This is a genomic window from Belliella calami, from assembly GCF_022549695.1.
Lineage (GTDB): Bacteria > Bacteroidota > Bacteroidia > Cytophagales > Cyclobacteriaceae > Belliella > Belliella calami.
Genome location: NZ_JAKZGS010000002.1, coordinates 15,676 through 32,366, shown reverse-complemented (window position 1 = coordinate 32,366; position 16,691 = coordinate 15,676). Strand labels below are relative to the sequence as shown.

At 36.8% G+C, this 16,691-nt stretch carries 13 protein-coding genes; 2 read left to right on the top strand and 11 right to left on the bottom strand.

Going from position 1 to position 16,691, the window contains the following annotated elements:
- Positions 1-71: 71 nt before the first annotated feature.
- The 7 genes from MM236_RS02510 to MM236_RS02480 all read right to left on the bottom strand — a co-directional run bounded on the left by MM236_RS02510 (position 72) and on the right by MM236_RS02480 (position 12,279).
- The gene (locus MM236_RS02510; RefSeq protein WP_369415182.1) at positions 72-728 is read right to left on the bottom strand and encodes an ROK family protein; all 657 of its coding nucleotides are present in this window, start codon (positions 726-728) and stop codon (positions 72-74) included.
- A 2,005-nt stretch (positions 729-2,733) separates the two neighbouring features.
- A complete protein-coding gene (locus MM236_RS02505; protein WP_241273356.1) occupies positions 2,734-4,299 on the bottom strand; it encodes a calcineurin-like phosphoesterase C-terminal domain-containing protein in 1,566 nt (521 codons plus the stop codon).
- Between the two features lie 19 nt (positions 4,300-4,318).
- The gene (locus MM236_RS02500; RefSeq protein WP_241273355.1) at positions 4,319-5,590 is read right to left on the bottom strand and encodes a DUF5689 domain-containing protein; all 1,272 of its coding nucleotides are present in this window, start codon (positions 5,588-5,590) and stop codon (positions 4,319-4,321) included.
- Positions 5,591-5,625: 35 nt separating this feature from the next.
- Complete coding sequence (locus MM236_RS02495) at positions 5,626-7,089, bottom strand: SusD/RagB family nutrient-binding outer membrane lipoprotein (protein ID WP_241273354.1); 1,464 nt, start codon at positions 7,087-7,089, stop codon at positions 5,626-5,628.
- A gap of 13 nt (positions 7,090-7,102) precedes the next feature.
- The gene (locus tag MM236_RS02490; RefSeq protein WP_241273353.1) at positions 7,103-10,555 is read right to left on the bottom strand and encodes a SusC/RagA family TonB-linked outer membrane protein; all 3,453 of its coding nucleotides are present in this window, start codon (positions 10,553-10,555) and stop codon (positions 7,103-7,105) included.
- A 124-nt stretch (positions 10,556-10,679) separates the two neighbouring features.
- Entirely contained in the window at positions 10,680-11,645 is a 966-nt protein-coding gene (locus MM236_RS02485; RefSeq protein ID WP_241273352.1) for a FecR family protein, read from the bottom strand.
- Positions 11,646-11,751: 106 nt separating this feature from the next.
- Positions 11,752-12,279, bottom strand: coding sequence for an RNA polymerase sigma-70 factor (locus MM236_RS02480; protein WP_241273351.1), 528 nt, complete (start codon positions 12,277-12,279; stop codon positions 11,752-11,754).
- Between the two features lie 216 nt (positions 12,280-12,495).
- Here MM236_RS02480 and MM236_RS02475 point away from each other — a divergent pair, with 216 nt between their 5' ends.
- Both MM236_RS02475 and MM236_RS02470 read left to right on the top strand, forming a co-directional pair.
- Positions 12,496-13,944 (top strand): protein adenylyltransferase SelO, encoded by a 1,449-nt coding sequence (locus MM236_RS02475; RefSeq protein WP_241273350.1) that lies wholly within the window; start codon positions 12,496-12,498, stop codon positions 13,942-13,944.
- A 52-nt stretch (positions 13,945-13,996) separates the two neighbouring features.
- Positions 13,997-14,401: a GNAT family N-acetyltransferase gene (locus MM236_RS02470; protein WP_241273349.1), complete on the top strand. Its 405-nt coding sequence runs from the start codon at positions 13,997-13,999 to the stop codon at positions 14,399-14,401.
- A gap of 80 nt (positions 14,402-14,481) precedes the next feature.
- Here the strand turns inward: MM236_RS02470 and MM236_RS02465 are convergent, their stop codons facing one another.
- The 4 genes from MM236_RS02465 to MM236_RS02450 all read right to left on the bottom strand — a co-directional run bounded on the left by MM236_RS02465 (position 14,482) and on the right by MM236_RS02450 (position 16,587).
- On the bottom strand, positions 14,482-15,228 hold the full coding sequence (locus MM236_RS02465) for a TerC family protein (protein WP_241273348.1): 747 nt from the start codon (positions 15,226-15,228) through the stop codon (positions 14,482-14,484).
- A gap of 74 nt (positions 15,229-15,302) precedes the next feature.
- On the bottom strand, positions 15,303-15,572 hold the full coding sequence (locus MM236_RS02460; RefSeq protein ID WP_241273347.1) for a hypothetical protein: 270 nt from the start codon (positions 15,570-15,572) through the stop codon (positions 15,303-15,305).
- A gap of 8 nt (positions 15,573-15,580) precedes the next feature.
- Positions 15,581-16,099 (bottom strand): hypothetical protein, encoded by a 519-nt coding sequence (locus tag MM236_RS02455; RefSeq protein WP_241273346.1) that lies wholly within the window; start codon positions 16,097-16,099, stop codon positions 15,581-15,583.
- 125 nt (positions 16,100-16,224) lie between these two features.
- Positions 16,225-16,587, bottom strand: a complete 363-nt coding sequence (locus MM236_RS02450; protein ID WP_241273345.1) for a hypothetical protein — start codon at positions 16,585-16,587, stop codon at positions 16,225-16,227.
- Positions 16,588-16,691: the final 104 nt, after the last annotated feature.

The following is a 16,691-nucleotide window of genomic DNA, read 5'->3' as shown; positions in this document are numbered from 1 at the left end:
CAATTCCGAACAATACTTTTAGCGTTTCGGACAATGTTTAAAATTGAAGCTGTCAATAATGAGTATTGAATTTATTGGTTTTCCCACATTTTCAATCCACCGTCAAAAGCCATATGATTGTTTCCCAATCTGCATTTAGGTGGTAATTTGGTGAGGTGTTTGGAGTTTCCTCCACCTAGGACTATGTCGTCGGGAATAAAGGCAATCGTAAATCTTCTTACTACTGCATTCACATGCTTTGTCCATTTTCCGACCCCTAGACCTTTAAAGCCTTTTTTGCCAAGATAGTCTTCAAAAACGCCCTTTTTATATGACAGATGTGCCAATTCCATTGGGACTACATGTCCATGGCTTACGATGGCAGATCCCAAACCAGTTCCCAATCCAAGAAAAAGCATCACTCCAGATTCATAAGAACCTAAGGCTTGCATGGCAGCATCATTCATGATTTTGATTGGCTTCCCCAAAGCTGACTCGTAATCAAATCCAACCCATCCATGGCCTAGGTTTTTTGGTTCTGAGGTGATTTTACCTTCTTTGATAACCCCAGGAAAACCAATTGAAATCACTTCATATTCCCAGTCTTCAGTATTTTTCAATACTTCATTGACCATGTTTTGAGGTGTCATAAAACTGCCTGATGGAATTTTACGTCTTTCTTCACCATTATTAACTCTAACCTTAATGTTAGTTCCTCCTATATCAATAACAAGTATTTTCAAACCCATTTCTTTTAGTTTTAAAAACTCCAATTTAAAGCATATTTCATGATGAACAAAGGATAGTTTGGTTTGGTATTCAATTTTTTGAGAAAATTGCTATAAAGGTAAGAGGAAAGGGGCGTAGCCCTGCAATCTTTATTATTTGTATTTAAGAAATCAGGGCTACGCCCCTCAAGGGAATATGTGCATTTTATAATTTCTACGAAGATTTTAAGGCTATGCCCCATAGTAGATTTGTGATTTAAATTTGATCTATGAAAGTGGCGAAGATATTTTCGATAATTTCCTGTCTTTTTAAAAGAGAAAACCAAGGTGTTTTTTATGCCATCTTTGATAAAGTGTAAGTCAAATTCTGAATGAAAAATTGTAAATCAATTTATGGGGGCAGAGCCCACTGCTCTTCGTAGCAAATGAATGAATTAGACCAGAGGAAAGGGGCGTAGCCCTGCAATCTTTATTATTTGTATTTAAGAAATCAGGGCTACGCCCCTCAAGGGAACATGTACATATTATAATTTCTACGAAGATTTTAGGGCTATGCCCCATAGTAGATTTGTGATTTAAATTTGATCTATGAAAGTGGCGAAGATATTTTCGATAATTTCCTGTCTTTTTAAAAGAGAAAACTAAGGTGTTTTATTTGGAATCTGTGATAAAGTGTAAGTCAAATTCTGAATGAAAAATTGTAAATCAATTTATGGGGGCAGAGCCCACTGCTCTTCGTAGCAAATAAATGAATTAGACCAAAGGCAAGGGGCGTAGCCCTGCAATCTTTATTATTTGTATTTAAGAAATCAGGGCTACGCCCCTCAAGGGAACATGTACATATTATAATTTCTACGAAGATTTTAGGGCTATGCCCCATAGTAGATTTGTGATTTAAATTTGATCTATGAAAGTGGCGTAGATATATTCGATAATTTTCTGTCTTTTAAAAAGAGAAAACCAAGGCGTTTTTTATGCCATCTTTGATAAAGTGTAAGTCAAATTCTGAATGAAAAAGTGTAAATCAATTTATGGGGGCAGAGGCCACTGCTCTTCGTAGCAAATAAATGAATTAGACCAGAGGAAAAGGTCGTAGCCCTGCATTTTTTATTTGTCGTATTCAAGAAATCAGGGCTACGCCCCTCAAGGGAATATGTGTATATTATAATTTCTACGAAGATTTTAGGGCTATGCCCCATAGTAGATTTGTGATTTAAATTTGCTCTATGAAAGTGGCGTAGATATATTCGATAATTTCCTGTCTTTTAAAAAAGAAAACCAAGGTGTTTTATTTGGAATCTGTGATAAAGTGTAAGTCAAATTCTGAATGAAAAATTGTAAATCAATTTATGGGGGCAGAGCCCACTGCTCTTCGTAGCAAATGAATGAATTAGACCAAAGGCAAGGGGCGTAGCCCTGCAATCTTTATTATTTGTATTTAAGAAATCAGGGCTACGCCCCTCAAGGGAACATGTACATATTATAATTTCTACGAAGATTTTAGGGCTATGCCCCATAGTAGATTTGTGATTTAAATTTGATCTATGAAAGTGTCGAAGATATTTTCGATAATTTCCTGTCTTTTAAAAAGAGAAAACCAAGGCGTTTTTTATGCCATCTTTGATAAAGTGTAAGTCAAATTCTGAATGAAAAATTGTAAATCAATTTATGGGGGCAGAGCCCACTGCTCTTCGTAGCAAATGAATGAATTAGACCAGAGGAAAAGGTCGTAGCCCTGCATTCTTTATTTGCTGTATTTAAGAAATCAGGGCTACGCCCCTCAAGGGAATATGTGCATTTTATAATTTCTACGAAGATTTTAGGGCTATGCCCCATAGTAGATTTGTGATTTAAATTTGATCTATGAAAGTGTCGAAGATATTTTCGATAATTTCCTGTCTTTTTAAAAGAGAAAACCAAGGTGTTTTATTTGCAATTTGTGATTTTGTTTATCAACTATAAAAATTTCACAAAAAAAAGTCACCCCAAAATGAAGTGACTTTTTCAAAAAAGATGCCCTAGTTAATTATTTTTTTCTTACTTCCATCTCAGTTTTGGAAACATGTTTTTGTCCATACATATCTATTGCTTCCACTTCAACGGTATGCTTTCCTACTGGCAGGTTATTGGGAATATTGGCTCTCCAAAGATGCATACTTTTCTGTGGCAGGGAAGGTCTTCTTCCATCAAGAAGTTCCTCAGAAATATCCCATTGTAACAAATCAACAAGATACTTTGGATCGTAATCTTCCAGATAATTCATTTTAGTCCACTTCCCATCGTTGATTCGGTATTTAACATCATTGCCTTCCGTCCCCACAAAGAAATTGACGTAAATGCCTGAGGTTGTTCTTTTTCCTTGCTCAATTACTTTTGGGGTGAATACTTCAATTTGATATTCTGATGATTTACCTGCAACTTGGTATCTTGTTTTGTATTGATTTCCATAAATATCCAAGAAAACGTATCCTTTGGGTGTTCCGTCTCTCATAGTGGAAACTGGATATCCTTTTTCATCCAAAATACCTTTGTACCAATCTCCAGAAGGAGTTCCTACATTGTAGTGGTGATGTGGTTTTTCTTGCTTCCAGCCATCATCTTTTCCAAAGAAATCCTGTCTTTGGTAATGGGTATGGGCTGAAAAGGACAATGTATTAGGATACTCAGCTAGCAATTCGAATAGTTTTTCCCTATCTGCATCCCTAAATGAATCACCTTCTTCAAACAAAGGAATATGCATAGCCAATATGATCAATTTGTCTTTTGGAACCAATTTCAGGTCATTTTCAATAAATGTGAGTTGATCTTCTCGGAATCCACCCCAATAACCAACTCCATCTCTAGGATCAGGATAAAGTATATTTTCCAGCAAAATCACATGAACGTCAGCATAATTGAAAGAAGATGTAGCTGGACCAAAATGTGCTTCAAATGTCTCGTCAGTCAATTTATCATCATCTACATCATAGTTTTGATCATGATTTCCCATGATATTGTACCATGGAATACCAATTTTTGCCATGACTTCAGAATAAGCAGGAAACAAGCTTAAGTCATCGCCAACCAAATCTCCCAAAGAAATTCCAAACTCAACACCTTCTATTCCTTTGACATGCTCTACCACAGCTTTTTCGAAATAGCCTACCTCTTCAAGGTTGTATGGCTGTGGGTCACCGAAAACCAAACTGGTAAATTTTTTATTTTCTGTAGCTTTTTGAAGGCCAAAATCTATGGATTTTGGCAAGTTACCTGTTGGCTCTGAACCTTTGTATTTAAGCTCTGGTGAACCTGTAGGTTTATGGATGTAATAGTGTTTTGGGAAATTAAACTCATTCAATGGCAAAGAATAACCTGATGGCTTGATTACAAAAATCAACTCTCCATCATTTATTTCTAAGCTATATTCACCTTTTTCATTTGTAGCAATTACATCTGTACCATTTGAAACACCCACACCTGAGATTCCTTTTTCATTTCGGTCTTTTTTGCCATTGCCATTCAGGTCTTCATAAATGATTCCCTTTGCCATTTGTTGAGCGGAAATATTGCCAACAAACAGGGTTATAATAATACTACTGATGATTTTTTTCATCTTTTTATAATTTTATTGATTAGTAACTTTGATATACTGCAAAATCATCAATACCCAACCTGCCATTTCTAACTGTTGACCCATTGCTTGGGCCAAGTCCTAGCTTATTGATTCTAAATCTCACAGGTTCTTGAATATCAACAAGAAATGATGCTTGTTTTGCTATAGGGCTGGAAGCAAATGTGTGTGCATCAGAAATCGGTTCACCGATGATCTCCCATGTTTCGCCTTGATCGGTGGAAAATTCCAATTGGAACGTACAGCTTTGATCGTTGAAGTAGGAACCGTACCAGAATGTTACTTTTGATGCGCCATTTGGTAAATCATAATTCATTTCCAAGAAAATAGGAAAGTTCAGATTCTGCTGCATTCTGACCGCTTGACTTCCACTTACATATCTGTCTCTATTGGCAATATCACCCAATATCGAATAAAACAACCTCCATTCTCCTGTTTTCAAGTCAACCAAATTGTTGGTAGCCACCATATTGTAGCTTGGCTTAACACTCGCCTCAGGAAATTCGAAATCTTCAGGATAATTGGCATAGATAGGGCCACTTGGGTCAATCAAATCATTGGCATTTCTCATCCTGATTTCTATTCCATCCTCAGTTTGATAAGCAATCCCCCTAAAACCTGCACTTGGGGCCAATCTAACATTGCCGAAGTCTGCATTTGGATCAGTATAGATGGCTATACTATCACCACTTCCATCGATGATGTAATTTCTTCCAGACAATGTCAATCCACCGGCAGGGAAATCCAACAAGTCTGCGGTAACCATCACCAAAGTGTTTTCAAAACTTTGAAAATTCGCTTTCAGTCTTGCGATATCTACAGAGGCTGCTTCTAAATTATTTGAATCCTCCAACTTTTGGATTTTGTCTTGAGACAAACCTGTAATTCCCAAAGAGCCGTTTACCCTCTCGATCACAGTATTTGTCAAATCCAATTGAAGAAAGTCGCCTGTAGTATATGAAGATGCCAAGTCGTCGTCTAAGAACAATACAAGACCTCTATTCAAACCCCTCCAGTTGAATTCAACTACAATTTGGTTGGAAGGAATGTTTCCTGACTCTTGGTCAGAAATCACATAACCTTGAGTAAACCTTGCCCCAGAAAGAACTTCTGCATTCAATGGCATTGGATCTCCTTTGAACACCTGATGCACTACCGGAAGTGCTGCTATAGGATTTGGAATTCCCTCAGCTGGATTGATATCTTCTTTCATACAAGAAGATGTGAATCCAAATATTAAAATTAGAAATGGTATAACTATTCTTGTTTTCATGATCTTTTTGTTAATTTTTTATGATTATCCACAGCTTACTCTTCTATATTCCACCAGACTTTTGTGTTTATATTGTCAGGTCCCATTCTTTGGATAGCCTCGTTGTAGTTTTTGGCATTCAATGCCTGAACATTGATAGGATATCCAAATCTTGAAGGCATTCTTCCTCCATTGAGTGTTCCTTCTCCTGGGATCAAACTTGGATGGCCTGTTCTCTTATATTCATGCCATTGCTGAAAGTCTGTGAAGAAAAGCGCAAAATACTTTTGCATGTGAATGGCTTCCATTTTTTGATCAAAATCCCAATTCTCATCCCATGAAATAAATGGTCTTTCCAACAAATCTTCAGGCATCTCCAAATCCCAATGTGCTAATGCTGACTCAATACCTGTTTCATAATATGCTTTTGGATCACCACCTATGAACCCCTTCAGACTCGCTTCAGCAAGGATAAATTGCAGTTCTGCATGATTCATGATGTTTCCCAATCTTGGATCAGTTTTCAAACCAACCTGAAGTGTACTTTGTCTTTCTGGAATCTGACCAGAAGACCAACCACTTGGAATGCCTGCGTAAATTCCGGAAGATATTGTAGCCCAAATAGGAAGCCTTGGGTCTTGCCATGAATTAAGGTTGTTGATGAAAAATTCCGAATAACCTTTGTCACCATTGAAATCAAAATCACGGAAATTGAAAAATGCACTGGTAAGTGGCTGTGTATTGCCAACTGGCAAAATGGCTGACTCCAATGCGTTTGAAAACACTGGATAGGCTGCAGGGGTAGATTCTGTTATTTGTTGGATTTTACTGATGGCATTTGATTCTGATTTTCCAGAAGCTCTCAAAAGCAATCTTAAGTAGAGCGAATTCCCAAATTTTCTCCAAAGCAATGCATTGCCAGCATACAATGGATCATACTCAGTCAATGCTCCTGGCAAATCACCACTTGAAGTCAAAAGTGTATTTGCTTCTTCGAGTTTTTCGAACAATCCAAGATAAACATCTCTCTGTGGATCAAATTTTGGAGTTACATTTCCATTTTTCCCTTGATTGGCTTCAGAGTAAGGAATGTCTCCAAACATATCGGTTAGCATAGAAAATGTCCATGCCTCCAAAACCAAAGAGATTCCTTTGAATGTCTCAAAACCCGCAAGTTTACTTTCTTCGGCTTTGGCATACATATCTTTGATATCAGTCAACTGAACATACCAGTTTCTCCACATATAATCTGATTCTGTTGGTCTGATAAAGTACCTGTGGAATTCCCTTGAATCGACAGTAGTGACGTGTACTTGCATGATTTCATTATTGAGTCTCATGGCTCTATTTTGATTTCTCCAAACCAAATCATGAAGGGTAGGAGCGAGCAGTGATTCTGGATTTGCTGCCGTTGAGGCATTTGGATTGGTATTCATATCTACAAAATCCTCGGTACAGGAAAATGTCATCAATCCCAATAACAGTGCAAATGATGCTATAAATATATTTTTGGTTTTCATTGCTATGCTAGTTTTATATTCCTAATGAAATGTTGAACCCGATCGTACGCGTAGATGGGAATTGTGCTATTTCTGCACTTTTTGAGATATCACCATTACCCAATGTCCCAAACTCAGGATCGAATGATGGCCATTTGCTAAAGACGAAAAGATCTCTTCCATATACTCCAATGGTGGCATTCTGTATAAGAATTCTTTGCAAGTATTTGGCTGGTATTTTATAGTCAAATCTCATTTCCCTTAGCTTGATATAGTCTGTGCTGAAAATATTGGATTCTAGATTGTCTCTATTAAAATGTCTGAAATAATAATCCCTGATAGATGTAGCTACCACATCGTTTGGCCTGTAAGTTCCATCTCCATTTGCAATAGATCCATTTCCAATGATGCCATTGTATCTTCCCGGAAGAGTCTTTTTAAGTTTTCCTTCTTCCATCAATACAGAGTGTGTCAAAGAATAAGCACGTCCTCCAAACTGTCCATCAAACAAAAAGCTGAACCTGAAATTCTTGTATTTGAATTCATGTCCCAATCCAAATCTGTAAAGTGCTGTGGCATTTCCCAAGTAAAGAATAGAATCTCCCAAAACAGGATAGCCACCTTCGTACAAAATATCACCGTTTGGAGTTCTTTCGTATCCCAAGCCATAGATATCTCCATATCTTCCTCCAGGTCTAGCCTCTACAGTTCCTCTACTTCCAAAAACCGTCCCCAATACCATATTTTCCATTCCATCGGCAAGCGAAATTACTTTGCTGTCATTGTGTGTGAAGTTTCCAAAAATCCTCCAGTTGAGACCATTTTTGTTCTGAATAGGGATGATATACGACTCTATTTCTATCCCTTGATTCTGTACATTTCCAGCATTTACGATCTTGGAAGTATATCCACTGGCAGGATCTATTGGTGTGCTCAAGATTTGGTCAAATGAATTACTTCTATATACTGTCAAATCCAATCCAAACCTGTTTTTGAACATTTTCAAATCCATTCCCAGCTCAAAGCTTCTCGTTCTTTCGAAATTTAGATTTGGATCTGGAATTGAACTTGGATTTGTAAGACCGCCAGGAAAAGTAGCCAACGGACTATAAGCATAATCTGTCAAATATGCTGTAGTACCACCGCCACCTACAGAAGCGAATGAGCTTCTCAATTTGAGATAGTCAAACTGACTTGGCAAAGTAACCACATCTGAAATTATCGCACTCAAATTGGCAGAAGGGTAGAAGAATGGAGATACATTTCCGCTAATAGGAGAAGCCAAAGTACTCGCCCAATCTTGTCTACCTGTCACATCCAAAAACAAGACATTTTTATAGCTGAAAGTACTTAAGGCATAAAGACTGTTCACTGCATAATTTCTTCTGAAAGGCAATGGAATCAATAAATCCTTGCTGTTTGCAAAATTGTAGATGCCTGGAAAAAGCAATCTTTCTGCACGATATTCATCTCTTCGGTAAGTATTGTTCATCAAACTACCACCTACTGAAATGCTAAAATCAAAATCCCTTGCTCTTTTATTGTTGTAAGAAAGCAAAAAGTCGGAATTGATCTCGTGTGCATAGATGTCTTGCTCACGATACATGCCTTCATTGTATTTTTGCGTTCCCATTGGTCTTTGCTGACTTCGGGATTCATACATCATATCTACTGTAGTCCTCACCATCAAGTTGAGCTCATCTGTGAATTTGTAGTTGGCTTGTGCAGTTCCTACATAGCCATTTCTCTCTGATGCATTGAGCATTTCAAATGCCTGTAAATATGGATTGTCCAAAAGGTTGGAGAATGGCCTGTTTTGCAAAACACCTTCCTGACCTGGCACCCAAGCTGGCTTAAACCAGTTGATGTCAGCATTTGGGACCAACCCCCTGATGAAATACATGATTGTCTGATTGTTGTATCCTGTAGTAGGGAGGTTGTCAGACTGTCGGTTGTTGTAGTTGATCTTGGTGCTGATGTTGAGTTTTGGGGTGATTTCGTGGTTTACACTGAATGCAATTGTGGTCCTGTTATATCCGGTATTTGGTACAATCCATTCATTTTTCATGTTGGTAAATGAAAGCCTTGTCCTAGTTTTTTCATTTCCTCCTTGGATCGAAAGGTTGTTGGTAAAAGTCTTCCCAGTCTCAAAGAAGTCTCTTCGGTTATTTGGATAAGCTCTCCACAATGTTCTCTCAGGAGGCGCTACTCTATGGAAATTGGGATCATATTGGTAATAGAATTGCCCGTCAAACTTTGGCCCCCAAGCAGAACTAGTAGAGAAAGTACTAGGTCCATCTTCAGTGGCTCCATAGCTGTAATAGAGGTCTCCACCGACATTTCCCTGACCATATTCATTTTGATAATCAGGCCATCTGTTGATAAAGTCAAATGCTGTATTGGAAGAAAATGTAATCCCCAAACCTTTGTTGTTCACATTGCTACCGCTCTTTGTAGTGACCATGATGGCGCCATTTGCACCGCGTGATCCATAAAGTGCAGCAGCAGCTGGACCTTTCAAAACTGTGATGCTGGCAATATCATCCGGGTTAATATCCGAAAGGCTGGATCCAAAATCTACAGGAGAATCTGAACTCAAGTAAGACCCGCTTCCTTGTCCAGTCAATTGCCCACTGCTGCTTGATATCACTACTCCATCCACTACAATCAAAGCTGAGTTATCGCCTGTCAAAGAAGTCTCACCACGAAGTATGATTTGAGTAGAACCAGCTGGTCCACCACCTGATTTGATCAGATTTAGTCCAGCAACTTTTCCTGTAAGCGCATCACTCCAGTTGTTTGGCAATGCATCTGTTATCTCTTCGCCACCTACAGTTCTGGATGAATAGCCGAGTGCTTTTTCTTCTCTTTTGATACCTAATGCAGTCACTACTACTTCCTCTAAAGTATCATCTAACTTCAAAGCCACATTTACGATGCTTTCATTACCGATTAGGATTTCTTCTTTTTTGAAGCCTACATAAGAAAAAACCAATACTTCCCCTTCTTCAAGGGTAATACTATAGTTTCCTTCCATATCGGTAATCGTACCTTTATTTCTCCCCAAAATTACCACGCTTACCCCTGGCAAACCTTCACCAGTCTCTTCATCAATCACTTTACCTTTGACTGAAATTTCATCCAAAGAATTGGAAGAAACTTGGGAAATTATAGGTTTAGTGCTTACTGCGAGTGTTTTGTTTACCTGTTTGAATTTCAGGTCACTATTTCTTGATATTTCGATAAGAAGTTCTTCCAGATTCAAGGTTCTTGATCGAACCTGAACCTCTTGACTAAGGTTCAGTCCGTTTGCAAACGAGAATTTGAAATCGGTCTGACTTTCTACATCACCAAAAAACTGCGAAACATTTTGGCGATTGTTGGAGACTTTGATTTGAATCTCATGCATTTGTTGAGCATCACTGTTTTCTGCAAAGACAAGACCTTGAAGAATGCACAGGAGCAAGCAGGTTAGAAATAATCTCATTGTAATCCGATTAAATGAGTTGGGTAACTTTTTTTTCATAATTTTAGGTGTTCTGATTAATGATTCTTTGCGGGATTATTTGATTGTAGAACAGAATAGGTGGGGCCGTTGCCGCGGCTCCACTTTATTTACATTCTTTGAAAGTTAGGTGGACAGATTGTTTGTTGATTTCAAACTCTAGGGGAATTGAAAATTGAATGGTTATCAGGAGCTCTTCTAAATTCATATCGTGATATGCACCGGATATTTTTCTATTTGGTAAGTTTTCACAGTTACTGGATAGTGTTACACCGTACCAATTCTCAATTTCTAGTATCATTGTGGAGAGATCTGTGTTTTCAAAAACAAGTGTTCTCTTTGTCCAGCCAAATTCCAATTCCGAATTAGTAATGGATCCTTGTACAAACTGATTGTTTTCCAGCTTTACCGTTTCATCTTTTCCCAATAACACTTCACCAAATTCTTGAGATTGGACACTCACATTTCCAGATTTTACAGCGACTTTGTCAAATGAACCTGGACGACTTTCTATAGAAAAAGAAGTTCCCAATACAGTCGTTTTGAATGACTTCGTTTCGATAGTAAATGGCAGGTCTTTGTTTGGTACCACATCAAAAAATGCTTTTCCTTTCAGAAGAACTTTTCTTTTTTGAGAGAAATCTTTATTGACTTCAATCGAAGAGTTGTGATGAAGCTGTGCATAGGATCCATCAGGTAGCTTTACTTTTTTGATCATTCCAACTTCATTCTGGAAGCTGATGAATGATTCTTCAGGCTGAATCAGGAAAGAAGGGTTTGAAAATTTGTAAGCTAAATTGAAAAGTCCAATGCAAATACATGCAGCAATAGCAAAGGTCAGAAAATACATCCTTCTTGATCTTTCTTGATTTTTTAGGCCAGATCTTGTTTGAATATTAGAAAAAATCTCATTTCTAATTTCTTGTCTATTTCTGTTTTTATGATCTTCAATGATAATATCCTCATCCGAGTCAAAAGCATGATACCAATCATTAATCAGGTTTTTATCTTCATCTGAAGCTTTCCCCTTGAATAATCTTAGAAGTGTTTTCCGAAATATATTTTTGTCCATTGCGATAGTTCTATACTATCAAGTCCAAAAATCAAGGATGGACTACTATATAAAAGGATTATTAAAAAGTTATCAAAAAAAATAAACGCTTAACATTAACTTAAGCTTAGAGCTTAATCAGTAAAATAACCAAAGGGGTCAAGTGTTTTAATTCATTTCTTACTATACCTAATGACTTACTGAGTTGGTTATGAACTGTTTGAGAAGAAATATTTAATTGACTTGCAATTTCATCCGTAGAATATCCTTCTATTCTACTCATTCTGAATATCAATTGGCACCTAGGACTAAGTTTATCAATCGCTATTTCCAATTCATCATAAAGATCCTCAAACTCCAAGTTGTCATTGTCAAACATGGCAATTTCTTCATGTTCTTCGGTGTTTCGCAAAAATAAATGCGAGTGGGCAAAATGCTTGATAACTTTATACTTTACAGCAGTCAAGAGGTAAGCTTTCAGGCTTGTCTTGATTTTTATTTCATTTCTTCTTTGCCAAAAATCAATGAATATCTCCTGCACAATGTCTTCAGTCACAGCTTGATCTTTTGTTCGGACATAAGCTGCACTATATAGTACTTCCCAGTACTCATTGAAAGTTTCTTCAAACTGTTTTGGATTATTTGGAAGCAACATAGGGCTCTAGAGCATAATTAAACTATAAAGATATCCTTATAAACCCAAAAGGTTAAGAATATAGGGTTATGATATTATTAATTTTAAGCAACTGAGATTAACCAATGAATTGAAGAAATTGTAATGATCGCTAGTTAGCCTTGGAATTATATTTCTTGGAAGCATGTTAATTTTTTACTTTCAATCAATCCCATTAAATCTATTCCCACTTAAAATATGAAATGGAATCTTCAACATAGTTACAGCAGTTTACCTAACAAGCTTTTTGCTTTTCAATCACCAGTTGCAGTAAAATCACCCAAGCTCTTATTGTTCAATCAAGAACTTGCTCAATCACTCGATCTTGAATTTTCTGATGAAGAAGAGGATAAACTTAGCCAGATATTGGGAGGAAATGTACCTCCGGAAGACTCCAAACCACTAGCCCAAGCTTATGCAGGGCATCAATTTGGCAATTTCACCATCTTAGGAGACGGAAGAGCAATTTTGCTTGGAGAACAATTGACCAATAGTAAAGAATTATTTGATATCCAATTAAAAGGGTCGGGTAGGACTCCATATTCTAGAGGCGGAGATGGTAGAGCTACTTTGAAGTCGATGCTCAGGGAATATTTGATTAGTGAAGCCATGCATCATTTGGGAATTTCAAGTAGCAGATCTTTGGCAGTGGTAGCTTCAGGGGAAACTGTTCAAAGAGAATGGCAAAATGATGGTGCCATTCTAACAAGAGTTGCCAAAAGTCATATTCGTGTTGGGACATTTGAATTTGCCTATCAATACTTATCACTTGAGGAACAAAAAGAACTGACTGCTTATGTCATCAAAAGGCATTATCCAGAGCTTGAAGGTTCAAAAAATCCCGCTGTGGAATTATTGAAGAAAGTAATGGAAAAGCAAGCCGAATTGATTTCTGATTGGATGAGAGTAGGTTTTATTCACGGAGTGATGAATACAGATAATGTAAGCATAGCAGGAGAAACGATAGATTATGGTCCTTGTGCATTTATTAATTCTTATGATCCAAGTACAGTTTTTAGTTCCATAGATACAGCAGGTCGCTATGCTTTTGGTAATCAGCCAAAAATTTCACATTGGAACCTATCCAGACTCGCGATTGCTTTATTGCCTCAGATAGATGAAGATCAAGACAAAGCTGTAAAAATAGCACAAGAAACGCTCAACCGATTTCCTGACATTTATGAAAGGAAGTATTTACAATTAATGAGAAATAAGCTTGGCTTGATCGGAGAAGAGTCGCATGACAAAGCTTTGGTAGATGATTTGTTGAATATCATGAATCAAATGAAAGCAGATTATACCAATACATTTGCAAGCCTAAGCTCAGGTGAATTTTCTGAAAATGAAGTATTTGAAAATGACAAGTTTCAAGATTGGTACTTGAATTGGATTCAAAGAGCTACAAAAAATGGACAAACTTTGGAAGAAGCCCAAAAGACAATGGCACTTCATAATCCTATTTATATCCCACGAAATCATAAAGTAGAAGAAGCTTTATTTGAAGCTACTGAAAACAATGACTATAGTGTATTTCATGAAATGTTGAAGGTCATGCAATCACCTTACCAATTCAAAGAAAAATTTACCGCTTATCAATTTCCTCCTATAGAAGGAGATAATGGCTATCAAACCTTCTGTGGAACTTGATTAATTATACTATTTTAGCATTTTAATCCAAAAATAACCAAACCCACCCACCATGTTGATCAAAGAAATTTCAATAGATGAAGCCTTACCAATTCGCCATAAAGCAATGTGGCCTGACAGAGAGCTTGATTTTGTAAGAGTACCAGGTGATGAGAAAGCAATTCATCTAGGACTTTTTGTAAACAGGAAGTTAATATCAGTTGTCTCAGTTTTTGAAAAAGAGAATGGAGCACAATTCAGAAAATTTGCAACTTTGCCAGATTACCAAGGTAACGGCTATGGAAGCAAATTACTTGTTTACATGATAGGATTTGTTCAAGAAAAGCAAATTCAGAAGATTTGGTGCAATGCTAGGGTGTCCAAAATTGATTTTTACAATGGATTTGGGTTGACAATAACTGACAAAACCTTCGAAAAATCAGGATTGGAATATGTTGTAATGGAGAAACATTTGTAATGATTATGATTAAATAAATTGTCTAATTTAGATTATGCAATCATATATTGATTTATTGAATATTATGCATTTACTTTCATTTACTTCTGCGTAATCCTTGGATTTAGCTCCACCTTCGTACCTTCAGATTTTTTTCGCATCCGCATATTGATCAGTTCTACACTGAGTGAGAAGAATACCGCGAAATAGATGTAGCCTTTTGGAACTTCTACATGGAAGCCTTCTACCAAAAGCATAAAGCCAATCAAAATCAGAAAGGATAAAGCCAACACTTGCAGCGTAGGGTTTTTGTTGATGAATTTGCTGATTTTACCTGCGAAAATCATCATCACAGCCATTGCAATAATTACGGCGATGATCATTACAATCACTTCATCCACCAGACCAACTGCCGTTAGGATGCTGTCGAATGAGAATATTACATCCAATATTATGATCTGAAAGATCACTTGGGATATTCCTTTAGCAGAATTTGGTTTTACTTCTTCCGCTTTTCCCTCCATTTTGTGATGGATCTCAACTGTCGATTTGAAAAGTAAAAAGAGTCCTCCAAAAGCTAAAATCAAATCCTTACCACTCAAGTTGAAATCAAAAACAGAAATCAAAGGATCGTTGAATTTGATGATATAAGAAATCCCCAGCAGAAGCCCAATTCTGAAAATCATCGCAAAGGCAAGTCCAAGAATCCTGGCTTTCTCTTGTTGATGCTCTGGTAGTTTGTTTGAGATAATTGAAATGAAAATAATATTGTCCACTCCCAATACAATCTCCAAGAATGTCAAAGTGGCAAGTGCAATCCATGTTTCCGTTAGTAAGAAAATTTCCATGTAAGAATAGATTTGATTGAATTTAATGAAACAGAAACCTAAGGGGATTTTAAACAAACCCCCTTAGGTTCATTTTAGACAATATTCAAAACAGCGCGTTTTGGTAAGAGCAAATCACCTTTAAGACAAATGCTTTCGTCAGTCAAAGCCCAAATAGTAGTCTCGATTTGATAAGGATTCATCCCCAAATCCAAGAAAATCAATTTAACTTTTCCATGTTCCAAATTGCCTAGCGAAAGTGCATTGTTCAATGCTTTTTCCCTACTTTTGATTTCATTTTCGCTGGGAAGAACATCCACTTTCGGAAATCGGATATTCTTGATATCCTCTTTCTTGATTATCATAGGCTCGATCATAACACCAAGCTTTCTTTTTTTCCTGTACTTTTTGCTTCTGCAAGGATTGTAGCTTCCCATTTTTTGATCAAAATAGGTTCTCCTACAAGGTCTGAGAATTTCTCCCCATCATAAAATTCCAATAAACCAATCACTTTTCCCTGATGATTGGTAAACTGCAAATGAAGGCCATCGATTATTTTCCTACTATTGCCTTTAGCACCTACGACTCTTGATTCTTCATTGATTTTTACTTGCTTGATTTCTCTTACATCCAAAATGACAGCCTTGATATCAGCTAGATTTTGAATATAAACCAATTTATTTTGGTAAGTATCCATTCCAATGAAATACTGCTTTCTCCAATTGTCTTGAATATTCAAATTTAGATTATGGCTTTTTAAGAAATTTTGGAGAAGGTTTTCTTTGTTTAGTTTTTCCTTTTTCACTTTTAAATTATTTATATAAAAAGGAACAGCAAATGCTACCATTGAGACAATGGCTATGGAGATGGTAATAATATCTATTTCAAACATGATTTTTTGATTTTAGGGCAGGACATTTAATTCCTGCATTTTTTGGAAATATGCTAGCTACCATGCATTCCAATGCACGGCAAATGAGCTCATACTTCAAAGTATGAGTTACTTAAAACCAGATATTACCAAAAATAATGTGTAGGAAACTTGAGTTCCTTTATGCCAAAAACCACATCAGTTTTTTGGCTAAGTTTAAAAAGTGTCTTGACAAAATTTTCAAAATGAAAAGAATTGATCGCATCAAAACTTCCAATGTAACTATCACCGGCAAATTGTGCTTTGCATGTAACAAGGACCAAATGGTCAGTATCTGAAACCAAAGGAAGATCAGATGCATATTCTGCCAGGCTACTGCTGGAAAAATAAGCTGAAGAATCCTCTAAAACATGTTCTTCTGAAACACTGAAATATGGCAACACCATCCCATGAAAAATCATGATGATTGTGAGCGAAATTCCTATTGTTTGTTTTAGAAGGTTGTTCATTTCGGTGCGAATGTAAGACAATTTATTTTATCAAAAGATGTACCATGATTATAATTTATCGGTCTATGTATCTACTATTTTTTAGGAGAATTTAGAACTTTATA